The organism is Glycomyces sp. NPDC046736 (assembly GCF_040645615.1).
In the GTDB taxonomy this organism is placed as follows: domain Bacteria; phylum Actinomycetota; class Actinomycetes; order Mycobacteriales; family Micromonosporaceae; genus Glycomyces.
This window is the reverse complement of record NZ_JBEYYO010000002.1, coordinates 369,901-393,855: the sequence shown is the minus strand read 5'-3', so window position 1 is coordinate 393,855 and position 23,955 is coordinate 369,901. Positions and strand designations below refer to the sequence as shown.

Annotated in this window: 21 protein-coding genes and 2 pseudogenes; 10 read left to right on the top strand and 13 right to left on the bottom strand. The window is 70.0% G+C overall.

Annotation, left to right across the window (positions count from 1 at the left end):
* From AB0B28_RS03705 to AB0B28_RS03695, 3 genes and pseudogenes are all read right to left on the bottom strand, one after another.
* Nucleotides 1–103 (bottom strand): annotated as a pseudogene (locus AB0B28_RS03705) (hypothetical protein); the annotation flags it as partial.
* Nucleotides 104–110: 7 nt separating this feature from the next.
* On the bottom strand, nt 111–992 hold the full coding sequence (locus tag AB0B28_RS03700) for a hypothetical protein (protein WP_360115896.1): 882 nt from the start codon (nt 990–992) through the stop codon (nt 111–113).
* A complete protein-coding gene (locus tag AB0B28_RS03695; RefSeq protein WP_360115893.1) occupies nt 989–1,591 on the bottom strand; it encodes a sigma-70 family RNA polymerase sigma factor in 603 nt (200 codons plus the stop codon). The genes AB0B28_RS03700 and AB0B28_RS03695 overlap by 4 nt, the downstream gene beginning before the upstream one ends.
* A 112-nt stretch (nt 1,592–1,703) precedes the next feature.
* On the opposite strand from AB0B28_RS03695, the gene AB0B28_RS03690 reads away from it, so the two are divergent.
* From AB0B28_RS03690 to AB0B28_RS03665, 6 genes and pseudogenes are all read left to right on the top strand, one after another.
* Nucleotides 1,704–1,943 carry a hypothetical protein gene (locus tag AB0B28_RS03690; protein ID WP_360115890.1) on the top strand — a complete coding sequence of 80 codons (240 nt, stop codon included), beginning with the start codon at nt 1,704–1,706 and terminating at the stop codon, nt 1,941–1,943.
* A 138-nt stretch (nt 1,944–2,081) separates the two neighbouring features.
* Entirely contained in the window at nt 2,082–2,450 is a 369-nt protein-coding gene (locus AB0B28_RS03685; protein ID WP_360115887.1) for an NADH-quinone oxidoreductase subunit A, read from the top strand.
* Nucleotides 2,441–2,920, top strand: a pseudogene (locus AB0B28_RS03680) (NADH-quinone oxidoreductase subunit B family protein); the annotation flags it as partial. The gene AB0B28_RS03685 and the pseudogene AB0B28_RS03680, both read left to right, overlap by 10 nt.
* 104 nt (nt 2,921–3,024) lie before the next feature.
* Nucleotides 3,025–4,362 (top strand): NADH-quinone oxidoreductase subunit C, encoded by a 1,338-nt coding sequence (locus AB0B28_RS03675; protein ID WP_360115884.1) that lies wholly within the window; start codon nt 3,025–3,027, stop codon nt 4,360–4,362.
* Nucleotides 4,359–6,212, top strand: a complete 1,854-nt coding sequence (locus AB0B28_RS03670) for a 2-oxoacid:acceptor oxidoreductase subunit alpha (RefSeq protein ID WP_360115881.1) — start codon at nt 4,359–4,361, stop codon at nt 6,210–6,212. Before AB0B28_RS03675 ends, AB0B28_RS03670 begins: the two co-directional genes overlap by 4 nt.
* Entirely contained in the window at nt 6,205–7,224 is a 1,020-nt protein-coding gene (locus AB0B28_RS03665; RefSeq protein WP_360115878.1) for a 2-oxoacid:ferredoxin oxidoreductase subunit beta, read from the top strand. Before AB0B28_RS03670 ends, AB0B28_RS03665 begins: the two co-directional genes overlap by 8 nt.
* 50 nt (nt 7,225–7,274) lie before the next feature.
* Here AB0B28_RS03665 and AB0B28_RS03660 read toward each other — a convergent pair whose 3' ends face one another.
* Both AB0B28_RS03660 and AB0B28_RS03655 read right to left on the bottom strand, forming a co-directional pair.
* Nucleotides 7,275–8,411, bottom strand: a complete 1,137-nt coding sequence (locus tag AB0B28_RS03660; RefSeq protein WP_360115875.1) for a hypothetical protein — start codon at nt 8,409–8,411, stop codon at nt 7,275–7,277.
* Nucleotides 8,412–8,512: 101 nt separating this feature from the next.
* Complete coding sequence (locus AB0B28_RS03655; RefSeq protein ID WP_360115872.1) at nt 8,513–9,289, bottom strand: helix-turn-helix domain-containing protein; 777 nt, start codon at nt 9,287–9,289, stop codon at nt 8,513–8,515.
* 593 nt (nt 9,290–9,882) lie between these two features.
* Here AB0B28_RS03655 and AB0B28_RS03650 point away from each other — a divergent pair.
* The 4 genes from AB0B28_RS03650 to AB0B28_RS03635 all read left to right on the top strand — a co-directional run bounded on the left by AB0B28_RS03650 (nt 9,883) and on the right by AB0B28_RS03635 (nt 13,525).
* Nucleotides 9,883–11,055 carry an MFS transporter gene (locus AB0B28_RS03650; RefSeq protein WP_360115869.1) on the top strand — a complete coding sequence of 391 codons (1,173 nt, stop codon included), beginning with the start codon at nt 9,883–9,885 and terminating at the stop codon, nt 11,053–11,055.
* Nucleotides 11,056–11,195: 140 nt separating this feature from the next.
* A complete protein-coding gene (locus AB0B28_RS03645) occupies nt 11,196–12,128 on the top strand; it encodes a polyprenyl synthetase family protein (protein WP_360115929.1) in 933 nt (310 codons plus the stop codon).
* 72 nt (nt 12,129–12,200) lie between these two features.
* Entirely contained in the window at nt 12,201–12,791 is a 591-nt protein-coding gene (locus AB0B28_RS03640; protein ID WP_360115866.1) for a Uma2 family endonuclease, read from the top strand.
* 191 nt (nt 12,792–12,982) lie between these two features.
* Nucleotides 12,983–13,525, top strand: a complete 543-nt coding sequence (locus AB0B28_RS03635; protein WP_360115863.1) for a hypothetical protein — start codon at nt 12,983–12,985, stop codon at nt 13,523–13,525.
* A 54-nt stretch (nt 13,526–13,579) separates the two neighbouring features.
* On the opposite strand, the gene nuoN is transcribed toward AB0B28_RS03635, so the two are convergent.
* From nuoN to AB0B28_RS03595, 8 genes are read right to left on the bottom strand one after another with little or no spacing between them, the layout of a single operon-like run.
* Nucleotides 13,580–15,118, bottom strand: coding sequence for an NADH-quinone oxidoreductase subunit NuoN (nuoN, locus tag AB0B28_RS03630; RefSeq protein WP_360115860.1), 1,539 nt, complete (start codon nt 15,116–15,118; stop codon nt 13,580–13,582).
* Nucleotides 15,111–16,655 (bottom strand): NADH-quinone oxidoreductase subunit M, encoded by a 1,545-nt coding sequence (locus tag AB0B28_RS03625; RefSeq protein WP_360115857.1) that lies wholly within the window; start codon nt 16,653–16,655, stop codon nt 15,111–15,113. The genes nuoN and AB0B28_RS03625 overlap by 8 nt, the downstream gene beginning before the upstream one ends.
* Complete coding sequence (nuoL, locus tag AB0B28_RS03620; RefSeq protein WP_360115854.1) at nt 16,652–18,544, bottom strand: NADH-quinone oxidoreductase subunit L; 1,893 nt, start codon at nt 18,542–18,544, stop codon at nt 16,652–16,654. Before nuoL ends, AB0B28_RS03625 begins: the two co-directional genes overlap by 4 nt.
* Before the next feature lie 19 nt (nt 18,545–18,563).
* Nucleotides 18,564–18,863 (bottom strand): NADH-quinone oxidoreductase subunit NuoK, encoded by a 300-nt coding sequence (gene nuoK / locus AB0B28_RS03615; RefSeq protein WP_360115851.1) that lies wholly within the window; start codon nt 18,861–18,863, stop codon nt 18,564–18,566.
* Nucleotides 18,860–19,642 (bottom strand): NADH-quinone oxidoreductase subunit J, encoded by a 783-nt coding sequence (locus tag AB0B28_RS03610; protein WP_360115848.1) that lies wholly within the window; start codon nt 19,640–19,642, stop codon nt 18,860–18,862. The genes nuoK and AB0B28_RS03610 overlap by 4 nt, the downstream gene beginning before the upstream one ends.
* Nucleotides 19,639–20,205 (bottom strand): NADH-quinone oxidoreductase subunit NuoI, encoded by a 567-nt coding sequence (nuoI, locus tag AB0B28_RS03605; protein ID WP_360115845.1) that lies wholly within the window; start codon nt 20,203–20,205, stop codon nt 19,639–19,641. Before nuoI ends, AB0B28_RS03610 begins: the two co-directional genes overlap by 4 nt.
* Complete coding sequence (gene nuoH / locus AB0B28_RS03600) at nt 20,206–21,510, bottom strand: NADH-quinone oxidoreductase subunit NuoH (RefSeq protein WP_360115842.1); 1,305 nt, start codon at nt 21,508–21,510, stop codon at nt 20,206–20,208.
* The gene (locus AB0B28_RS03595; RefSeq protein ID WP_360115839.1) at nt 21,507–23,954 is read right to left on the bottom strand and encodes an NADH-quinone oxidoreductase subunit G; all 2,448 of its coding nucleotides are present in this window, start codon (nt 23,952–23,954) and stop codon (nt 21,507–21,509) included. Before AB0B28_RS03595 ends, nuoH begins: the two co-directional genes overlap by 4 nt.
* Nucleotide 23,955: the final 1 nt, after the last annotated feature.

Below are 23,955 nucleotides of genomic sequence, written 5' to 3'. Positions count from 1 at the left end.
CGGCCCCGTCCGAGATCTGCGAGGACGAACCGGCCGTGACCGACCCGTCCGCTTTGAACGCGGGCTTCAACCCGGCGAGCCCGCGCCGCGACGACTCCACGCGCTTTGCCTTACGAACTCGTTGCCGTGGTCGCGCTTGCCGCGTCCGTCGTCGGGGTGTCCGAGGGGGTCGGGCTGCTCGGCGTTTCGCTCGGAGTAGTCGGGTCCGCCGTGGGCGGTACTTCGACCGGGGCGAAGGACTCGCCGTCCCATGCGAAGCGCTCGGTCCACGCCGTGTCCGCGCTCGTGCCGTTCAGGACCACTTCGCCGCTCTCGACCGCGACGATCTGCTCGAACTCCGCCGTTCCCTCTGGCTGCCACACCCACGCGAACGAGGAGAGGACCGGGCCGTCCTCGGATTCCTCGTCCATCGTGAACGCCGCCACGCCCGTCGCGTTCTCGCAGGTCAGCGCCAGGACCGTCTCGGCATCGCCGTCGCCGTCCGCGTCGCCCTCGGCCACCGCGTCGATCGACCAGCCCGTGTCGGCCGTGATCGTCCAGGTCGCGAAGTCCGCCTCCTGCGGGCCGGTCGCGCACGCGTCCGCCCAGGTCCCGGTGAACGGGCCGCCGAGCACGATCGCCGACACGTCGCCCGGTGGGGTCGTGGCCGTGGCCGGTTCGCCGTCCTCGCCTTCAGGCGCGGCCGGGCTCCCCGACGGTTCGTAGTGCTCGTCCTCGGAGTTCGCGTCCTTCGTCACCGCCGTGCCGGTCTCGGCCGACTCGGGGCCGCTCGCGAGCGGGCCGAGCGTCGAGGCCACGGCGAAGCCGCCCGCGGTGACCGCGGTGCACGCGCCCACCACGGCGGCCACCGAGACCAGCCTGCGGCGGCGCAGCGCGGCCGGGCCGCGCTGCATCAGCTCGTGCACCGGCGGCGGCGGGAACTGCTCGGACGCGGAGGCCTTCAGGCTCGCGAAGGCCTCGGCGACCGTCTCGTCGTCGCGATCGAAGCTCATGAACGGTCCTCCTTCACCGAAGCCCGGCGGCCGGACGACCGCGGCACCCGCGCGCCGGGAATCCCGCGCCGGATGCGGATCGGCATCGTGTCCGGGTCCTCCGCGCGGCGCCTCGCGCCCGGGGTCTCGTCGGCCAGCAGCGCGGCCAACTCCTTGCGGCCGCGGTGCAGCCAGGACTTCACGGTGCCCTCGCGCGCGCCGGTCTGCTCGGCGATCGCGCTGATCGTCATGTCGGCCATGTAGTGCATGACCATCGCCCGGCGACGCTTCGCCGGAATGAGCTTGAGCGCCTCGACCAGCGCCACGTGATCGGGGCTCGCGGCCGGAGCCGCCTCAGGGGCCGAGGACTTCTGGAGGAACTTGCGCGCGACTTGGTTGCGGCGGTGGCGGCTCGTGGCGAGGTTCCACGCCACGCGGCGCACCCACGCCACCGGCTCCTCGTAGCCGCCGACCTTGTCCCAGCGCTGCCACGCCCGCAGGAAGGCCTCCTGCACCAGGTCCTGCGCTTCGGTGGCATCGCCGAGATAAGCGCACACCTGGGCAGCGAGCTCCGAGAAGTGGTTCTCGTAGAGGTCGGTGAACTCCGCCTCCGTTCGCACATCCGCTCCAGCACAGGTAGGGGGGACAAGGGCAACCATCGGGCCCTCCAGCGCGTGCCCGGCGGCGACCATTGTCGCTTTCTCAAAGGCGCAGACGCGAGGCGGGGTCGACATGTCCGCGCCGTCTCGAGGCTCGCGGTGCGTCGTCTCCGTCCAGCTTCCCACGAGAGCGGCGAACTCGCCGTCCACCGCCGCGGCCGCGCGGGCGGCATCGGCCGGGGGCCTGGAGGCCCTGGTCAGCGGCGGGGCGCTGGCGGCGGTCATGGCGTTCCTGTTCGTCGTGGTCGCAGGCCACGTCCGGGCGGGGCGGCCCTCGGCGTCGGCCGAGGTCCGGGCGCCGCCTTCGGCGTGAATCCTCTTCGTACAACACACGCCCGCAGGCGCCGGACGGTTGCGGCGCGTATGGGGGAGATCCGCCTCGCGCCCACCGAATCCGAAGCGAGCGGTTTCACGGGTTCCCCAGGACCCTTGGCGGCACTAGGGTGTCGGTATGGGAACCTCTTCGCTCGGCGACTACGCCGTCTTCGGGGTGCTGCTGCTGGCCGGGTTCGCGTTCGTGGCCGCGGCGATGACCGCCAACCGCGTCCTGCGGCCCGCCGAGCCCACGCGCGAAAAGGGGCTCACCTACGAGTGCGGGGTGGACCCGGTCGGCGGCGACTGGGCGCAGGTCCAGATCCGGTACTACGTGTACGCGTTCCTGTTCGTGCTCTTCGCGGTCGAGGCCGTGTTCCTGTTCCCGTGGGCCGCGGTCTTCCGCGAGTTCGGGGCCGCCGCGGCGGTCGAGATGGGCGTGTTCGTGGGGGTCCTGGCCCTGGGGCTGGCGTACGCCTGGAGGAAAGGAGTCCTGCGATGGCGGTGAAGCTCCCGTTCCCCTCGCGTTCCGGTGAGGGCTCAGGGGTGCTGGGTGAGCCGATCCGCTTCGTGCTCAACTGGGGCCGGCGGTATTCGCTGTGGGTCTTCAACTTCGGGCTCGCGTGCTGCGCGATCGAGTTCATCGCGGCGTCGATGAGCCGCCACGACTTCATGCGCCTCGGGGTCATCCCGTTCGCGCACTCGCCCAGGCAGGCCGACCTCATGGTCGTCTCGGGCACTGTCACCGACAAGATGGCCCCGGCGATCAAGCGGCTCTACGAGCAGATGCCCGAGCCGAAGTACGTGATCTCCTTCGGCGCGTGCTCCAATTCCGGTGGGCCCTATTGGGACTCGTACTGCGTGACCAAGGGCGTGGACCAGATCATCCCGGTCGACGTCTACATCCCCGGCTGCCCGCCGCGCCCCGAGGCCCTGCTGTACGGGATCGGGCAGCTCCAGAAGCAGATCGCCGCCGAACCGCTGCGCAAGCCGAGCCTGCGCCCGCTCCTGCGGAGGCCCCGTGACTGACCATATAGGATATATCCTATATGATATAGGATTTCCGGCCGGGAGGTCGAGTCGTGACTGACCCCTGGGAGACCCGCGTCCGCGCCGCGCTCGGCGTCGAGGAGCTGGGAGCGGACGGTCCTCGCGCGGTCGCCGACGTCGAGCCCGAGCAGTGGCATGACGCGGTGCGCGCCTGCCGGGACGAGATGGGCTGCGACTTCTTCGATTGGCTGTCCGCAGTGGACGAAGGCGAGGGCTTCCGGGTCGTGGCCCACGTGTGGTCGGTGGCCGAGCGGCGCGGGGTGCTCCTGCGGGCGATGCTCGCCACCGGCGCGATCGCCTCGGTGATCGACCTGTACCCGGGCGCGGACTGGCACGAGCGCGAGACCCACGAGATGTTCGGCGTCGACTTCACCGGCCACCCCGGCCTGCGCCCGCTCCTGCTCGCGCCCGAGTTCGAGGGCCACCCGCTGCGCAAGGACTTCGTCCTGGCCTCACGAGTGGTGAAGCCGTGGCCGGGAGCGAAAGAGCCCGGTGAAGGTCATGGGGGCGTAAGGAAACGAGCCCCGAAACGCCCGCCGGGAGTCCCAGAGGACTGGATGGAGCCGAGACCGGAGGCCTCGACGCGCAAGCCCGAAGCGAAGGCCGCGACGGCGGCGAAGCGCCCCGCAAGGTCGGCGGAGGACGCAGCGCCAGGGGCGACAGCGCCGCGCCCCGAGGCGAGCGAGGCGGAGCGCCCCGCCCGGGCGCCCGAGGCGAAGGCGGCGCCGCCTGCCGCACCGCGTCCCGCGCCTGCTGCCGAGTTTCCCGAGGTGGAGGACGCGTCGCCCGCCGAGACTGCGTCGCGTTCCGAGGCGAGCGAGGCGGAGCGCCCCGCCCAGGCGCCCGAGACGAAGTCCGCGCCGCCCGCGCCCCGCGCCCCGCGCCCCGCGCCCGCCGACCCTCCCGAAGCTGCGCCGCCCGCCGCGCCGCGCCCCGCGCCCGCCGTTCTCGGGCCCCGCGCGTCACGCCTCCCTTTCGCCGCCGCTCCCTCCGCCCCGCCGTCCGGCCCCGCACCCTCCCGCCGTCTCGCCCCGCTCCTCCCACCGTCCTCCCGCGAGTCGGATCGGCGACTTCCCTCAGTCTCCATCGCGTCCCCGCTTCCACGATCCGGGACGGTCTTAGGACCTGAGGACTACTCCCGACATGCCGAAACCAGAGGTCTGTGTCACTTCAGGGGCGAGCGCGTCCCAGCCAGTGAGAGTTGGGCCACGAAGTGGTGTCGCCTACATCGCGCCCGCGTCGCGGGGTTGGCGCGGCGGGTGCGGGCCCGCGTAGCATCGCAAGTAAGACCGGCGGAGCCCCGCTCCCCCAAGCCCGAAGCGCCGCATGACCCTGCGCGCCCCCGCACCCGCAAGAGGAGAACTAGGTGAACACCGTCCGGCAGCTCGACCGGGTCGTCATCCGCTTCGCAGGGGACTCCGGCGACGGCATGCAGCTCACGGGTGACCGCTTCACCGCGGAGACCGCCAAGCTCGGCAACGACCTGTCGACCCTCCCGAACTACCCCGCCGAGATCCGGGCCCCCGCCGGGACGCTCCCGGGCGTGTCGAGCTTCCAGATCCACTTCGCCGACACCGACATCCTCACCCCCGGCGACCAGCCCGAGGTCCTCATCGCCATGAACCCCGCGGCGCTCAAGGCCAACCTCGGCGACCTCAAGGCCGGCGGCACCATCGTCGTCAACACCGACGAGTTCACCAAGCGGAACCTCACCAAGGTCGGCTACGACGTGAACCCGCTCGACGACGGCTCGCTCGACAACTACCAGGTCCACCAGGTCGCCCTCGCGAGCCTCACCATCGGCGCGCTCGCCGAGCACGAGGTGAGCAAGAAGGACGCCGAGCGCTCCAAGAACATGTTCGCGCTCGGCCTGGTCTCCTGGATGTACTCGCGGCCCACCGAGGCCACCGAGGACTTCCTGCGCGGCAAGTTCAAGGCCAAGCCCGCGATCGCCGAGGCCAACATCGCGGCGCTGCGCGCGGGGTGGAACTACGGCGAGACCGCCGAGGCCTTCGCGGTGCGCTTCGAGATCCCGCCGGCCAAGCTCGCGGCCGGGACCTACCGCAACATCACCGGCAACCAGGCGCTCGCGTGGGGCATCACCGCCTCGGGCGTGGCCACGGGCCTGCCGGTCTTCCTCGGCGCGTACCCGATCACCCCGGCCAGCGACATCCTCCACGAGCTCTCCAAGCACAAGCGCTTCGGCGTGACCACCGTGCAGGCCGAGGACGAGATCGCGGCCGTGGGCGCGGCCCTGGGCGCCTCGTGGGGCGGGGCGCTCGGCGTCACCACCTCCTCGGGACCGGGCATCGCGCTCAAGTCCGAGACGATCTCGCTCGCCGTGTCGCTCGAACTGCCGCTCGTGGTGGTCGACGTGCAGCGCGCCGGGCCCTCCACGGGCCTGCCCACCAAGACCGAGCAGGCCGACCTGGTGATGGCCATGTTCGGCCGCCACGGCGAGGCCCCCGTCGCCGTGCTCGCCCCGCAGTCCCCTTCGGACTGCTACGCGATCATGCTGGAGGCCGCCCGGATCGCCACCACGTACCGCACCCCGGTCATGGTGCTCTCCGACGGGTACATCGCCAACGGCGCCGAGCCGTGGCTGCTGCCCGAGCCCGCCGACCTGCCCGACCTGACCGTCGAGTTCGCCACCGAGCCCAACGGCGTCGACGCCAAGGGCGAGCCGGTGTTCCTGCCCTACCTGCGCGACGCCGAGACGCTCGCGCGGCCGTGGGCGATCCCGGGCACGCCCGGGCTCCAGCACCGCATCGGCGGCATCGAGAAGGCCGACAAGACCGGCGACATCTCCTACGACCCGGCCAACCACGACCACATGGTGCGCACCAGAGCGGCCAAGATCGCCGGGGTCGACGTGCCCGACCTCGAAGTGGACGACCCGGGCGAGGCCGACACGCTGGTCCTGGGCTGGGGCTCGACGTGGGGCCCGATCGGCGCGGCCGTCAGGGGCCTGAGGGACAAGGGCGTCTCGATCGCCCGCGCGCACCTGCGCTACCTCAACCCGATGCCGAAGAACACCGCCGAGGTCCTCGCCCGCTACGACAAGGTCGTGGTCCCCGAGATGAACCTCGGCCAGCTCGCGCTGTTGCTGCGCGGCAACTTCCCGGGCACGAACGTGGTCGGCTACAACCAGGTGCGCGGGCTGCCGTTCACCTCCAACGAACTCCAGGACGCCCTCGAGGAGGTCATCAAGAATGGCTGACGTCAAGCTCGACGCCCCCAAGCTGAAGGCCAAGGACTTCAAGTCGAGCCAGGAGGTGCGCTGGTGCCCCGGCTGCGGCGACTACGCCATCCTCGCGGCCGTCCAGTCGTTCCTGCCCGAGCTGGGCCTGGAGCGCGAGAACATCGCGTTCGTGTCCGGCATCGGCTGCTCCTCGCGGTTCCCGTACTACCTCAACACGTACGGCATCCACTCGATCCACGGCCGCGCCCCGGCGATCGCCACGGGCCTGGCGGTCTCGCGCCCGGACCTGTCGGTGTGGGTCGTCACCGGCGACGGCGACGCGTTGTCGATCGGCGGCAACCACCTCATCCACGCGCTGCGCCGCAACGTGAACTTGAAGATCCTGCTGTTCAACAACCGGATCTACGGGCTCACCAAGGGCCAGTACTCCCCCACCTCGGAGCCGGGCAAGCTCACCAAGTCCAGCCCGATGGGCTCGGTCGACGCGCCGTTCAACCCGCTCTCGCTCGCTTTGGGCTCGGAGGCCACGTTCGTGGCCCGCACGCTCGACTCCGACCGCGCGCACCTGCACGAGGTCCTGCGGGCCGCGGCCGAGCACGAGGGCTCGGCGTTCGTGGAGATCTACCAGAACTGCCCGATCTTCAACGACAACGCGTTCGAGATCCTGAAGAACCCCGACACCCGCGACGAGGCGATCATCCGCCTCCAGGACGGCGAGCCGATCCGATTCGGAGACAAGGTCGTCGTGCAGTCGGGGTACGGCCTCCAGGTCAAGGACGCCGCCGACGTGGACGAGTCCGAGGTCGTGGTCCACAAGGCCGACGTGGACGACCCGTCGTACGCGTTCGCGCTCTCGCGCCTGTCCGGCGTGGCGCTCGACCACACCCCGATCGGGGTGTTCCGCAATGTCAAACGCCCGACCTACGACCACGGGGTGCGCACCCAGGTCGACGAGGCCGCGGCGGGCGTGGACCGGAAGGAAGCGCTCGACCGGCTGCTGAACTCCGGCGACACCTGGACCGTCCTGTAGCGAATCGTGAAGCGGCCGGCCCCTCGGGGGCCGGCCGTTTCGCGTCCGCGTCAGGAGAGCAGCTTCTGCGCTTCGTCGAGCACCGCCCGCATCTCCTCCTGCCACGCGTACGAGGCGGTCTCGACCGATGCGAAGTATTCGACCTGTGTTTCGGTGTAGGCCGTCGCGGCCGTCTCGCGGTAGCCGCTCGCGTCGCCGCATTCGGCGAAGTCGACGGCGGTCGCGATCTCGTGGGCCTTCTTGCCCTCGAAATCGGTGGGCGCGTCCTCGGGCAGCTCGACCCCGCCCGCGTCCTCGCCCCAGTAGAGCGAACTGAAGTACTCGTACACGAGCACCTGCCCGTGGTCGTTGAACTCCCAGTCGCTCTGGCCGCGCTCGACGAGGCATTCGATCAGGTCGCCTTCGGCGCCCCGGACGCGGCTGAGGTACTCGTCCTCGACGGCGATGCGGGACTCCTCGTTCCAGGTCGGGTTCTCGGGCCGGTAACGCCAGTACGCGTGGGTCTCGTCCGTTTCGAGGCTGACCTCCTCGACCAGGCGCAGGTCGTCGTAGAGCGCGTCGATCATCTCCCGCTGGCAGCCGCCGGGCTCGGGGGCGGTGAAGGCCACGCCGTCCGAGACGCCGATCTCCCCGTCCTCGCCCTCGTCGTCGTCGTTGTTTCGCCCGCCGCCCTCGTGGCCGGTCGGGGCGTCGGGGTCGATCAGGAAGCGGTAGTACTCCTCGGCGTGCTCCGCGCCGTAGAAGGCCTCGTACCAGTCGTACTGCTCCCGCTCCGAGAGCGCCTCCCAGGCGGTGTTGTCGGGCATCTGCTCGCCCTGGTCGTCCTCGCCCCATTCCACGTCGGCGTCCTCGTCGGCGGTCCGCCAGAACCCGAAGCCCTCCTCGGCGGCCTCTTCGGCCGTGGGCAGGAACGACGAGTGCGGGTACTCGGTGAACAGGCCGGTGATCGGGACCGCCTCCCAGCCCATGAGTTCGATCTCGTCATGGACGGTGTAGCCCTCGTCTTCGAGGCACTGCTTGACCACCCGCAGCTCGATCGTGTCGAGTTCGGCCTCGATCCGACTGCCCTCGTTGATCATCTCCAGCAGGCGGTCCTCGTCGGAGGTGCCGTTCTGGCCGCTCGCGCCCTGGTCACCGGTGTCTCCGGTGCAGGCCGACGCGGCCGCCAAAGCGGCCGTCGCGATCATGGCAACGGCGCCTGTGCTCCACTGTCGCTTCACGTGTGTCCTCTCGGCGATCGTCGGTCGATCTCTTCAAGGACGCGGCGGCGGCGCGGTTCGGTTGTGCCTCAGTGCAACAGCGGCTGGAGTTCGGCCGCGGCGACGCGCAGCTGCTCGGTGAGGATCGACCAGGACCGGCTCATGTGCTCCAAGGGCATCGCCACCGCGAACACGATCCGATCCGAGGGGTTCCCGTCCTCGCGGACCACCACGCCCGCGCAGGCCACGCCGTCCTTGAACTGGCCGATCTCGGCGTAGACCCCGGACTCGCCGTAGACGGCCAGGTCGTACTCGAACGCGTCCGGTTCGGTGAGCGTGTGCCCGGTGAACTTCCGCATCCCCGCCGCGCGCAGGAACCGGGCGCGGTCCATCGGCTGGAGCGTCGCCAGCAGCGCCTTGCCCAGGGCCGTGGCGTGGGCGCCGTCGTCGAAGCCGACGATGAGCTCCTCGACGTGCGGGCTCTTGTTGCCCTCGATGACGTCGGTGACCGCCGGGCGGCCCTCCACGAAGCGCGCCACGAACGTCGAGTAGCCCGTCTCGCCGGACATGCGGCGCATGTAGTCGCCGCACGTGCTCGGCCCGGCCATCGCCCTCGTCAGCTCCGAGTAGCGGTCGGAGACCTCCAGACCCAGCGAATACCGTCCCTCCTCGTCACGGCGCAGATACCGCTCGTACACGAGCGTGCGCAGGAGGTTGTAGGCCGTGGCGCGGTTGAGGCCGCACTCGAACGCGATCCTCGGAGCCGAGACCCCGTCGGCATGGCGACCCACCAGCTCCATGATGCGCAGTGCACGCTGGACGGACTGGATGAGCTTCGTGGGCTCGGACTTGTCGGCCGGGAACACCCCGATCCGCTTCGGGGCCTTGGGGACCGGTGATTCCGGTCTCGATCTGCGCGCCCGGTGGCCCTCCGCGCGCCTCGCATCACCATGCGACTCGTCACCTGGTCGCCGCTGCTCCACCATGCCGCCGCTCCAATTGCGCACCGTTGATCGGACGGCCGGGCGCCTGGTTCGGCACCGGCCCGATCGGCTGGGTTCTAACTATATAAACAACAGCCGGTTGCGTCACGGTCGCATTCGGGGCAGTATCAATGTGTCAGCACCGTTCGCGGTCCGGCTCGCCGGTCGCGGACACACCGCGGTGGCGATGTCGAGTCCCCACCAAACTTCCTCGTCACCACCGCGGAACAAATCGAATAACCGAAACGCGGCGGCTCCCTCCCACCAGGGCCGCCGCGTTTCGCATGTTCTCGACCTGGCTGCGAACCGCGGCCGCACCCGACTGCGAGAGCGATCGGTGACGCCGAAGTCCACGTTCGCACACGCTGCGTGCACGCGTCAAGATCGTTCACCCGTAATAGGTACGCAGAACGGGCGATTCCCTTGATGTGAACAGGAATCGGGTCGAGCCGACCGCTTGGAGTACGCTTTCCAAGGTGTCCGCCTCCACCACCGCCCCCACCCGCCCCACCATCGCCACCACCGTCACCGCGGCGATGAGCGTCCAAGTCGCCGCCGTGCTCCCGCTGTTCCTCTTCGGCGGCCTCGCGGTGCAAGTCGCCGCCGAACTCGGCATGAGCGTCAGCCAGATCGGCCTCGTCACCGGCCTCTACTTCGCGATCTCGGCGCTCACCACCGTCCCCTCCGGACGCCTCGTCGACCGCTTCGGCGCGCTCGTCACCGCCCGCGTCGCCGTCGCGCTCTCGGCCTGCGCGCTCGCCGGGATCGCAGGCCTCGCCCACGACCCGATCGTGCTCGCCGTCTTCCTGGTACTCTGCGCGCCCGCGAACGGCCTCGGCCAGCTCGCGTCCAACACCGTCCTCACCGAATGGGCGCCCGCGAAGCGGCGCGGACTCCTGTTCGGCGCCAAACAGGCCTCCGTGCCGCTGTGCATCATGCTCGGCGGGCTCTCCGTGCCGGTCGTGGCGCTCACCATCGGCTGGCGCTGGGCCTTCGTGTTCGGCGCGGTCCTCGTCCTCGCCGCGCTCGTGCCCCTCGCAGGGCTCGGCCGCCCCGCCCCGCGCGAACGGCGCAACACCCCGGGCCCGCTCGACCCCACGCTCCTGCTGTTCGCCGCGGCCACGTTCCTCGGGGCCACCGCCGCGACCCCGATCGGCTCGTTCCTGACCACGTACACCGTGGACATCGGCGGCTCCGAGAGCTTCGCCGGACTCAACCTCACCATCGGCGGCATCGCCGGAGTCATCGCCCGCACCGGCTTCGGCGCCGTCGGCGACCGCGGCACCGGCCGCGAGTTCCTCGTCATCTCCCTCATGCTGCTCGGCGGGGCCGCCGGGATCGCCACCTACCTGTTCGAACTCCCCTGGCTCCTCCCGGTCGGCACCGTGGCGGCCTACGCGCTCGGCTGGGCCTGGCCGGGCCTGATGAACCACGCCGTGACCAGCCGCTACCCCGACGCTCCGGCGCTGGCGACCTCGGTCACGCAGACCGGGATCTTCCTCGGAGGGGCCTTGGGGCCCTTCAGCTTCGGGCTGCTCGTGCACCACGCCGGGTGGAGCGCGGGCTGGATCGCCGTGGCGGGCGCGATGGCCGCGTCGTCCCTGTTCATCGTCCTGGGCAGCGCCGTGGCCGCGCGGGCCCGGCATTGACGATGCTCGCTGCGGCCCGGGCGACTCCCCGTTCCCGCGCCGTGGCCGCTCCCGACCGCACACGATAAGGTGAGCCTGTGGTGACCACCCGACATGCCCAGACCTCGCTGACGTTCACCGACGAGGCCTTCGCCGAACAGATGCGGGCCTCCCTCGAACTGGTCGAGGAGCGGCTGCTCAAAGCCGTCGACACCGATCAGCCGCTGCTGCGCCAGTCCGGGTCCCACCTCATCCGGGCGGGCGGGAAGCGCTTCCGCCCGATGCTCACCCTCGCGTGCTCGCACCTGGGCGACCCGGGCCGCCCGAACCTCCTCGAAGCGGCCGTGGCCCTCGAACTGACCCACCTGGCCACGCTCTACCACGACGACGTCATGGACGAGGCCCTGCTGCGGCGCGGCGCTCCGAGCGCGAACGCCCGCTGGGACAACTCGGTGGCGATCCTCACCGGCGACTACCTGTTCAGCCAGGCCGCGCAGATCATGTCCGAGCTCGGCACCGAGGCGGTGCGCCTCCAGGCCGCCACGTTCGCACGGTTGGTGCGCGGCCAGATCAACGAGACGATGCCCCGGCCCGACGGGATCGACGCCGTCGAGTGGCACCTGGAGATCCTCTCGGAGAAGACCGGCTCGCTCATCGCCACGTGCGCGAAGTTCGGGGCCTGGTTCGGCGGGGCCGACGAGCCCACGATCGCCACCGCCGAGGAGTTCGGCGAGGTCATCGGGGTCGCGTTCCAGCTCGCCGACGACATCATCGACATCGAGTCCGACACCTCGGGCAAGACCCCGGGCACCGACCTCCTCGAAGGCGTCCCCACCCTCGCCGTGCTCTACGCCCTCGCCGGCTCCGACCCGGCCGAGGAGCGCCTGCGAGCCCTCGTCTCCGCCCCGGTCGCCGAGACCGACCTCGATGAGGCCCTGACGCTCCTGCGCGCCTCCAAGGCCCTCGACCAGGCCAAAGAGACCCTCCACCAGTACCAGGAACGCGCCCGAACCCTGGCCAGATCCCTCCCCGACGGCCCCGCCCAAAAGGCCCTGGTCGACATCTGCGACTACATGATCGAACGCGACGCTTGACCCGATTGACTGGACACCTGCAATAATCGAGAGTGCTTGCGATTGTGGGCGCGGTCGAAACGAGGAGGCACGATGGTCATGGCCCTCGCACGGGAGACAAACGACGCGATTGACTATGATGGCGCGGAACGGGAGTTTCGTGAGCAACTCGCCTTTGCGGACGCGATGGACGTTCCCGGTCACAATGTCGAGGTCTTCGGGGGGAACATCGTCGTGTCGCCGTGGTCGAGGTGGACTTACTTCGAGCCGATGAAGTCGGTACTCCGTCAGCTCGAGACCCACACGCCCGACGGCTTCATCGCCTCGGACAGCCCGTTCAAGTTCATCTTTCCATCAGCACACGGGGCGTTGGGCCCTGACATCTATGTTGTCGATCCGAAAATCGCGGTCAACGACACCCCGTTCGCGCCAAGTGAATCGCTCGCTTTGGTCGGCGAACTGACCTCGACCTCGACCCGCGGCAACGACCTCACTATCAAGCTCGACATCTACGGTCGGTCAGTCCCTGTCTACCTGCTGTTCGACATGAAGCAGCAGCGGCTCACCGTCTACTCCGACCCCTCAGAGCGCGGATACCAGACTCACACGGCGGTCGCGTTCGGCAAGCCCGTCCAGATTCCCGCCCCCTTCGACTTCTCCCTCGACACCACGGCCTTCGCCTAGCCTCACACGGGTGTGGGCTGGTCGGGGTGTGTTCTGGCGCGCACCGGGTCACCGCGGGTGGTCGCGGTTCGCTATCTTCGAAGGGCCGCGGTTCCCCCTTTGGAGTGCGGCCCCCCTGACCGGTCCCGGTGTCGATCGCTGATCCGCCGGACGATCCTCCGGCGCGTCGCGGGCGCCGAGATGGGAGAGCAGTGCGACCCAGCCATGCCGGGCCCCCTGTCAAGCCGAAGACCGTCCTCGCAGCGCAAGGCGTGGTCTGGCTCCAGTTCGCGGCCATCCTCTTCGTGTACTCGATGGGGCTGCGGTTCCTGTTCGACGCCACGAGGTCGACCTCAAGCCACGAGACCATGCTCGACATCATCTCCGGGATCGGCCTGGAGAACGCGGTCACGATCCTCCTCAGCGTGGCCATCACCGTCTCGATGCCGTTCATCGCGATCCGCCTGGGCCAGCGCCGCGCCCACGCCGTCAAGGCCGCCTGGTGGGCGCTGGCGATCATCCCGCTGGGCATGTACGCCTGGATCCTGGGCCGCGCCTACTTCGCGACCTTCCCCGACGAGGCCCCGTTCTTCCTCAGCGCCGCCGTGATGCTCGTCGTCTGCGGCTCGTTCCCGACCGCGACCCTCCTCCTGCTGCGCACCCGCGCGGCGAGGGCCTGGTTCGCCGCGGCCGAGCTGTTCGAGGAGATCGACCGCGAGCTCGCCGAGACGGGCGAACTCGAAACGGTCCACTAGTCGAACAGAAAAGCCGCGGGGAGCGATGCTCCCCGCGGCTTTGTTCGTCTTACGTCAGGTCCCTAGGAACGTCCCTGCCTGCTCCACGATGTCGAGCAGGAAACCGGGCGCCACGCCCAGGATGATCGTGGCGGCCACGCCCGCGGCGACCACGGTACCCGCCATCGGGCTGGGGAGGTTGACCGTGGGGGCGTCCGGCGCGGGCTCGTTGAGCCACAGCAGGACCACCACCCGGAGGTAGGGGAACGCCAGGATCGCCGAGGAGATCACGCCGACGATCACCAGCCCGAGCTCGTCGGCCTGGAGCGCGGCGGTGAACAGGTTGAACTTGGCCGCGAAGCCGCTGGTGAACGGGAGTCCGGCCAGCGCCAGCATGAGGACCGTGACGACCACGGCCGTGCCCGGGGAGTTCTTGCCGAGTCCGGCCCAGCGCGAGAGGTGCGTGGCCTCCTCGTCGCCGTCGCGCACGAGCGAGACGACCGCGAACGCGGCGAGCACGGTGAACCCGTAGGCGGCCAGGTAGAACATGGTCTGGCCGACCGCGTCGCCGAGGGCGATGACCCCGATGAGCAGGTATCCGGCGTTGGCGATGGAGCTGTACGCCAGGAGCCGCTTGATGTTGCGCTGGGTCACGGCGAAGATCGCGCCGCCGATCATGGTGGCGACGGCGATGATCGTGAGGATCAGGTGCCAGTCCCACGCCGAGGACGCCAGGCCCACGTTGAACACCCGCAGCAGCCCGCCGAACGCGGCGACCTTGACGCAGGCGGCCATCAGAGCGGTGACCGGTGTCGGGGCGCCGGTGTAGACGTCGGGGGTCCACATGTGGAACGGGACCGCGGCGGCCTTGAACAGCAGCGCCACGGCGATCATGGCGACGCCGATGTAGAGGAACATCCGCGGCTGTCCGGAGCTGACGCCGGCCTGGCCGAGCTCGGCGAGGTTCACCGTCCCGGCGAAGCCGTAGAGCATGGCCATGCCGTACACGTAGAACGCCGACGCGAACGCGCCCAGCAGGAAGTACTTGAGCGCGGCTTCTTGGCTGATGAGGCGGCGGCGTTTGGCGAGGCCGCACAGGAGGTACAGCGGGAGGCTGAACATCTCCAGGGCCACGAACATGGTGAGCAGGTCGCCCGCGGTCACGAACATCATCATGCCGACCACGGCGAACAGCGTGAGCGGGAAGATCTCGGTCGCGCCGGGTTCGCTGCGCTGCTCGATGTCGGCGGCCGAGTCGGCCACGACGGCGGCCTCGGCCACGAAGTCGCCGCCGCGGGTGGTGCGGCGCTCGGCCAGGAGCAGGATCGCCACGACCGCGAGGAGCACGATGGTCCCTTGCAGGAACAGCCCGGGCCCGTCGAGGATCACCGAGCCGATCCCGGCGCCTTCGATGGTGAACGCCGCGGCGCTCTTGCCCGCGTTGAGGACGACCGCGACGAACGCCGCGCCGAGTGCGACCACGGCGAGGGCGACCTGCACGGGGAGGCGCACGGCCTTGGGCACCGAGGCCTCAACGAGGAGCCCGGCGAAGGCCGCTGTGAAGACGATGATCATCGGGGCCAGGCCGCCCCAGTCGATCTGGACCTCATTCATTGCTGACTCCTTCGGCGGCGGGCAGGTCTTCGGGGTTCTCGGCGAGGAACCCGAGGGTGTGCTCGACGGCCGGCTCGACGGTGTCGATGAGCGGCTGCGGGTAGAACCCGAAGCCGATGATCGCGATCACCAGCGGCGCGACGAGCGCCTTCTCGCGGATCGTGAGGTCACGTCGCATCGCGGGGACCTCGTCGAGCGCCGGGTTGCGGGTGCCCTGCATGGTCCGCTGGTACATCCACAGCACGTAGGCCGCGGCGAGGATGATCCCGAGCGCGGCGACCACCGCGACCGGGCCGTTCTCGGTGAACGCGCCGAACAGGACCAGGAACTCCGAGATGAACGGGGCCGTGCCCGGCAAGGAGAGCGACGCGAGCCCGGCGAACAGGAAGATCCCGGCCAAGAGCGGCAGGGTCTTGGCGGCCCCGCCGTAGTCGGCGATCTGCGCCGAGCCGCGGCGAAGCGCGAGGAACCCGACCACGATGAACAACAGGCCCGTGGCCAGGCCGTGGTTGAACATGTAGAGCACCGCGCCGGTGGCCGAGGTCTGCGTGAACGCGAAGATCCCGATGCCGATGAACCCGAAGTGCGCGATCGAGGTGTACGCGACCAGCCGTTTGAGGTCGGTCTGTCCGATGGCGACGAACGCCGCGTAGATCACCCCGATGAGGCTCATCCCGATCACCCACGGCGCGAACGTCTTCGTCGCGTCGGGGAACAGCGGGAGGCAGTAGCGCAGGATCGCGAACGTGCCGATCTTGTCCATGACGCCGACCAGCAGCGCGGCCACTGCGGCCGGGGCCGCCCCGCCCGCGTCGGGCAGCCAGGTGTGGAACGGGAAGAACGGGGCCTTGATCGCGAACGCGAGGAAGAACCCGAGGAACAGCCAGTTCTGGAGCGTCCCGTCGGCCATCGCCTCGGAGGCCACGAGGGTCTGCCAGTCGAAGACCCCGCCGTTGTTGACCCACAACGCGATCACGGCCACGAGCATGAACAGGCCGCCGAGCAGCGAGTACAGGAAGAACTTGACGGCGGCGTACTGCTTCTTCGGGCCGGTGCCGTAGGAGCCGATGAGGAAGTACATCGGGACGAGCATCGCTTCGAAGAAGAAGTAGAACAAGAGCACGTTGGAGGCCAGGAACGTCGCGAGCATCGTGGCCTGGAGGGCCAGGATGAGCGCGAAGAACGTGGGCACCGAGCGCTGCACCGCGTCGAGGTCCCGCCAGGCCGCGAGCATCGCGATCGGGGTCAGCCCGGCGGTGAGCAGCACCATCAGCAGCGCGATCCCGTCGACGCCCCACGACAGGTTGAGGTCCCAGGCCTCGATCCAGGTGTAGGACTCGGTGAACTGGAGCCACGGGGCCCCGTCGCCGTAGTCGAAGCCGAGCGCGACGAGCGCGGCGATGACCGCGACGGCCCCGGAGAACCCGAGCGCGGTCCAGCGGGCCACGTCGGGTTGCTCACGCCTGACCGAGGCGACCACGATCGCGCCGATCAGCGGCACGGCGACCAGCGCCGACAGCAATGGGAGTTCGTTCATTGGATGACCACCACCATGAGCGCGGCCACCACGATGACGGCGCCGGACAGAATGGACAGGGCGTAGGAGCGGACGAAGCCGGTCTGGAGCGCGAGCAGCCGCCGCGAGGTCCCGCCGACGGCCGCGGAGAGTCCGTTCACGACCCCGTCGACGCCGCGGGCGTCGATGGAGACGGCCGCGCCGGCCGCGAAGCGGCTGGGGCGTTCGAGCACGCCGCGGTTGACCGCTTCGCCGCCGAGGTCGGCGCGGGCCAATCGGACCGGCCAGGCCGCCGCGCGCGGCACCTCGTCGGTGCCGCGGCGGAACAGGAACCACGCCAGGGCCGCGCCGAGCACCACCACGGCCGTGGCGGCGATGGTGACCTGCGTGTGCGTCAAGTGCCCGTGGGCCTCATGGGTCTCGCCGAACACCGGCGTGAGCCAGGTGGTGACCGGGGAGGCCATGAGCCCGCCCGCGGCCAGCGAGCCGAGGCCGAGCACGACCAGCGGGCCGGTCATGATCGCCGGGGACTCGTGCGGGTGCACGTCCTCGGTCCAGCGCCTCGGGCCGTGGAAGGTGAGCACGAACAGGCGGGTCATGTAGAACGCGGTGAGCGCGGCGCCCAGGAGCGCGGCCCCGCCGGTGACCCAGCCCTGCCAGCCTTCGCGGGCGAACGCGGCGTAGATGATCGGGTCCTTGGTGAAGAAGCCCGAGAACGGGAACAGGCCGATGATCGCGACCCACCCGGCCGCGAACGTCGCGTACGTCCACGGCATGACCCGCCACAGGCCGCCGAAGCGGCGGATGTCGGTCTGGTCGTTCATGGCGTGCATGACCGAACCGGAGCCGAGGAACAGCCCGGCCTTGAAGAACCCGTGCGCGAGCAGGTGGATGATCCCGAGCGCGTAAGCGCCGCCGCCCAGGCCCACCGCGAGGAACATGTAGCCGATCTGCGAGACCGTGGACCAGGCCAGGACCCGCTTGATGTCGTCCTTCGCGCAGCCCACGATCGAACCGAACAGGAGCGTCAGGGCCCCGACGACGACCACGGCGGTCTGGACGTCGGCGTTGAGGCTAAAGATCACGTTGGAGCGGGCGATCAGGTACACGCCCGCGGTGACCATCGTGGCCGCGTGGATGAGCGCCGACACCGGGGTCGGGCCCTCCATCGCGTCCGGGAGCCAGGTCTGGAACGGCCACTGCCCGGACTTGCCGCACGCGGCCACCAGGAGCAGCAGCCCCAGCGCGAGGCTGGTGCCGGTCGTGAGCGACTCAGCCCCGTTGAAGACCCCCGCGAAGTCCACCGTGCCGAGCGTGCCGAGCATCGTGAACAGCGCCAGGAGGAACCCGACGTCGGCCACGCGGTTGGCGAGGAACGCCTTCTTCCCGGCGGTCGCGGCGGCTGGCTTGAGCTGCCAGAACGCGATCAGGAGGTACGAGGCCAGGCCCACGCCCTCCCAGCCGATGAAGGTCATGAAGTAGTTGCCGCCCAGGACCAGCACGAGCATCGCGGCCACGAACAGGTTGAAGTAGGCGAAGAACCTCCGGCGCCCCGCGTCATGCGACATGTAGCCGATCGCATACACGTGGATGAGGAAGCCGACCCCGGTAATGAGCAGGCAGAAGATCGCGCTCAGCGGGTCGAGGAACAGACTCGCGTCGATCTGGACCTCGCCCACGGAGATGATCGTGAACAGGTCCATGTGGACGCTCTTGTTGTCCAGCCCCGAAAGCGAGGCGAACAGCGCCAGCGCCAAGGCGAAGGCGGCGCCGACGGTGGCGGTGCCGAGCAGGTGGCCCCACTTGTCGGCGCGGCGGCCCGCGAGCAGCAATATCGCCGCCCCGAGCGCGGGCAGGGCGATGAGCGCCCACGTCCAGGCCAGCGCGCCGGTCGCGGGCGCGTACGTCATTTCGTCCACTGTGTCCCCTCTAGGCCTTCAGGAGGTTGGCGTCGTCGACGGAGGCGGAGCGCCGGGACCGGTAGATCGACATGATGATGGCGAGGCCCACGACCACTTCGGCGGCGGCCACGGCCATGACGAAGAACGCCATGACCTGGCCGTCGATGGTGCCGGTGGTGCGCGCGAACGTCACGAGCGTGAGGTTCCCGGCGTTGAGCATCAGCTCGACGCACATGAACACCACGATCGAGTTGCGCCGCACCAGGACCCCGACCGCGCCGATGCAGAACAGCGCGGCGGCGAGGATCAGGTAGTACTCCGGGCTCATGCGTCCCGCCCTTCGGTGTGCTTCGGGGCCGACTCGGCGGCCGTGAGCTGACGCGGCGGCACGTACTCGGACAGGCTCGCGGGCTCGATCGAGCCGTCGGGCCGCAGCGCGGGCGTCGCGGTCGAGTCGGAGGTGGCGAACACGCCCGGCCCGGGCTTGGGCCCGGGGTACACGCCCGGCGCGAAGCGCTCGCGGGAGTGCTCCTTCTGGCCGCGGTGCGCGCCCTTCTTGGCCACGTGCGCGAACATCAGAGCGCCCACCGCGGCGACGGTGAGCACCCCGGACATGACCTCGAACGGGAACAGGTACGTGGTGAACAGCGCCTCGGCGATGGTCTCCACGTTCGAGGTCGCTCCAGTGGCCCAGCCCGCGGGCTCGGCCGGGACGATGAGCCCCGAGACGCCCCGGGCCAGCCCCGCCGACAGCAGCGCGGCCAATCCGATGCCCAGGCACACGGCGAGGAAGCGCTGGCCCCTGAGGGTCTCGAACATGGAGTCCTTGGAGTCGCGCCCGAACAGCATGAGCACGAACAGGAACAGCATCATGATCGCGCCGGTGTAGACCATGATCTGCACGAACCCGAGGAACGGGGCGGCCTGCATGATGTAGAAGACCGCGAGGCACATCATGGTGATGGCGAGCATGAGCGCGGCGTGGATGGCCGAGCGCGCCAGGACCAGGCCGATGGCCCCGCCGAGCGCGATCGGCGCGAGGATCCAGAAGAACACCGACTCGCCGACGGAGGTGTTCTGCGCGACGGTCTGGGCCAGGTCGATCACTGCGTCCCCCGTTTGGTCTCGGCGAGCATCTCGGTGAGGGAGAACTCCGCGCCTTCGCTCGCTCCGGGGTTTGTGGGCCCGGACTCGTAGTAGGCCTTCTCGCTGTCGCCCAGGCGCATCGGGTGCGGCGGCTGCTCCATGCCTTCGAGGAGCGGTGCGAGCAGTTCCTCTTTGGTGAAGATCAGGTCGCGGCGGTCGTCGCGGGCGAGCTCGTACTCGTTGCTCATGGTGAGCGAGCGGGTCGGGCAGGCCTCGATGCACAGGCCGCAGAAGATGCAGCGCGCGTAGTTGATCTGGTAGGTCTTGGCGTACCGCTCACCGGGCGAGAAGCGTTCGGTCTCGGTGTTCTCGGCGCCCTCGACATAGATCGCGTCGGCAGGGCAGGCCCAGGCGCACAGCTCGCAGCCGATGCACTTCTCCAGGCCGTCGGGGTGCCGGTTGAGCACGTGGCGGCCGTGGTAGCGCGGTTCGAGCTTCGAGGGCTCCTCGGGGTAGTCGACCGTGACCTTCGGTTTGAACATGTGCGAGAAGGTGACGGCGAAGCCTTTGGCGAAACCTGACATCTAGACCTCCTCCTTCGGGTCGCTGTCTTCGGCGGGAGTGCCGGTGCGGGCGGGTTCGAGCTCGCGCAGGGCCCGCGGGTTGGGCGGGACGGCGAGGTCCAAGGGGGGCACGGGGAAGCCGCCGAGCCCTGTGTCGGGTTCGGTGGGGTCCTCGTACTGCTTGCGGCTGGGCCAGAAGAAGATCAGGGCCATGACCACGATGGCCGCGCCGCCGGCGAAGGCGATGCGGGTGGGCAGCTCGTTGCCGGTGTCGAGGCCGATGTTCATGGCCGCGAGGACCATGAGCCACACCAGGGAGACCGGGACGAGGACCTTCCAGCCCAGGCGCATGAACTGGTCGTAGCGCAGACGCGGCAGGGTGCCGCGCAGCCACACGTAGAAGAACAGGAACGCCAGGACCTTCCCGAAGAACCACACCAGCGGCATGAAGCCCTCGTTCGCCCCGGCCCACCACGAGGCGGGGAACGGCGCGGCCCAGCCGCCGAGGAACAGCGTCACGGCCAGGGCCGACATGGTGACCATGTTGACGTACTCGGCGAGGAAGAACGAGGCGTACTTGAGGCTGGAGTACTCGGTGGCGAACCCGGCCACGAGCTCGGATTCGGCCTCGGGGAGGTCGAACGGGGCCCGGTTGGTCTCGCCGACCATCGAGATCACGAAGATCACGAAGCTCGGCGCGAGGATGATGAAGTACCAGCCCGGGAGCGTCAGTTCGAGGCCGCCGAGGTTGAGCGGCAGGCCCTCGGCCTGCGCTTCGACGATCGCGCCGGTCGACATGAGCTGGGACTGGAAGAACACCGTGAGCACGGCCAGGCCCAAAGCGATCTCGTACGAGATCACTTGGGCCGCGGCGCGAAGCGAGCCCAGCAGCGAGTAGGCCGAGCCGGAGGCCCATCCGGCGAGCACGATGCCGTACACGCCGAGGGCCGAGCAGGCCAGGATCACCAGGACGCTGACTTCGAAGTCGGTGAGCTGGAGTTCGGTCTCCATCCCGAACACGCTGACCTCGGGCCCGAACGGGATCACCGCGAACGCGGTGAACGCGCACGTCACGGCGATCACGGGGGCCGCGAGGAACACCCACTTGTCGGCGGTGCGCGGCATGGTGTCCTCTTTGAACGCGAGCTTGAGGCCGTCCGCGAGCGACTGGAGCAGCCCGAAGGGGCCGTTCCGGTTCGGCCCGGGCCGCACCTGCATGATCGCGACCACGCGGCGCTCGAACCAGATGGTGAACAGCACCAGCAGGACCAGGACCACGAAGACCAGGACGCCCTTGATGAGCATCAGCCAGATCGGATCGTTCATGAGTTGACCGCCTCCACGGATTCGCCAGCGTCAGCGGCTGGGCGCGGCACGTTCGGGTAGGCCTTGATCGTGACCACGTCGCCGGAGCCCGCGCCGAGGTGGCGGTAGATCCCGCGACCGGGCGCGTTCTGCGGCAGCCAGACCACGCCTTCGGGCATGTCGGTCACCGCCAGCGGCAGCGTGATCCCGCCCAGCGAGGTCGACACGGTGACCCCGGTGCCTTCGGCGGCGCCGATGGCCTTCGCGGTGGCGGCGCTCAGGCGCACCACCGGGTCGGGCGCGCATCCGGCCAGGTGCGGGTTGTTCTCCTGGAGCGAGCCGCCGTCGAGCAGTTGCCGCCACGTGGCGAGTACGGCCTTGCCTTCTTCATTGGCGTGGGCGGGCTTGTCGGCGGTCCAGTCCGGGGCTTCCTGACGCGTGATCGGGTCGGGCAGCCCGGCGAGTTCGCCTCGCACCGTGCGGGTCTCGGCCAGGCCGAGCTTGGCGCCCATCGCATCGGCGAGCGCGTCGAGGACCGCGTGGTCGCTCATGAGCTCGGACTCGATCACGGTCTCGAAGGTCCGCAGGCGGCCTTCCCAGTCGAAGTAGGCCCCGGCCTTGCCGGTGACGGGCGTGACCGGGAGGATCACGTCGGCCGCGCGGGTCACCGCCGAGTGGCGGATCTCCAGCGAGACCACGAAGCGGGCCGCGATGAGGGCCGCCTCGACGGCCGGGCCGTCGGCGAAGTCGTACGGGTCGACGCCGCCGACCAGCAGAGCGTCGAGTTCGCCGTCCGCGGCGGCCTGGAGGATCTGCCACGCGCCCCTTCCGTCGCCGCCGGGCAGGGACTCCACGCCCCAGTACTCGGCGAGCTGCTCGCGGTCGGCCGCGTAGGAGGCGAGGCCGCCGCCGGGCAGCAGCCCGGGCAGGCATCCGGCCTCGACCGCGCCCCGGTCTCCGGCGCGGCGGGGGATCCAGGCGAGGCGGGCGCCGGTGGCCTTGGCGAGGCGCACCGCGGCGGAGAACGCGCCTTCGACGGTGGCCAGGCGCTCCCCGAGGAGGATCACCGCGCCGTCCTCGGCGAGGGCGTCGCGGACGTAGCCGCCGCTCTTCCAGCCGTCGAGGAGTTCGGCTTCCTCACCGGGCAGGGCCTCGATGAGGTTCGCGCCGAGCTTGCGGGAGCCGCGGGTCGCGAACGGGGCCACCACGTGGACCCGCTGCGTGCCCTTGCGGACGGCTTTCCTCATGCGCAGGAACGCGATCGGGCATTCCTCTTCGGCTTCGAGTCCCACGGTGAGCACCGCGGGGGCGTTCTCCAGGTCCTCGTAGGTGACCGCGCCGCTGGAGGGGTAGACCCCGGCCACGGCGTGGGCGAGGAACTCCGACTCCTCGGTGGAGTGCGGGCGGGAGCGGAAGTCGATGTCGTTGGTGCCCAACGCGATGCGCGCGAACTTGGAGTACGCGTAGGCGTCCTCGACGGTGAGCCGCCCGCCGGGCAGGACCCCGACTCCGGCGGCGGCCTTGAGTCCGGCGGCGGCGCGGCGCAGGGCCTCGGGCCACGACGCCTCGCGCAGCGACCCGTCGGCGTCGCGCACGAGCGGCTTGGTGATCCGGTCCGCGGCATCCACATAGGAGGAGGCCCAGCGGCCCTTGTCGCAGTTCCACTCCTCGTTGACCGCCGGGTCCTCACCGGCGAGGCGGCGCAGGACCTTGCCGCGGCGGTGGTCGGTGCGCTGCGCGCACCCGGCCGAGCAGTGCTCGCACACGCTGGGGCTGGAGACGAGGTCGAACGGCCTTGAGCGGAACCGGTACTGCGTCCCCGTCAAGGCCCCGACCGGGCAGATCTGCACGGTGTTGCCCGAGAAGTAGGACTCGAACGGCTCGTCCTCGTAGACCCCGACCTGTTCGAGCGCCGAGCGTTCCATCAGCTCGATGAACGGGTCCCCGGCGACCTGGTCGGAGAAGCGGGTGCACCTGGCGCACAGGACGCAGCGTTCGCGGTCGAGGAGGATCTGCGAGGAGATCGGCAGGGCCTTCTTGTAGGTCCGCTTGTCGGCGGCCTCCATGCGGGTCTCGGTGCGCCCGGTACTCATGGCCTGGTTCTGGAGCGGGCATTCGCCGCCCTTGTCGCAGACGGGGCAGTCGAGGGGGTGGTTGATCAGGAGGAACTCCATGATCCCCTCTTGGGCTTCCTTCGCGACCTCGCTGGTGTGCTGGGTCTTGACGACCATGCCCTCCATGGCGGTGGTCGTGCACGAGGCCGCGGGCTTGGGCATCCCGCGCCCGTTGCCCATGTCGGGCACGTCGACCAGGCACTGGCGGCAGGCCCCCGCGGGCTCCAGCAGGGGGTGGTCGCAGAACCGGGGGATCTCGATGCCGAGCTCTTCGGCGGCGCGGATGATCAAGGTGCCCTTGGGAACCGTGACCTCCATACCGTCGATGGTGAAGGTGACTTGATCGGTCATG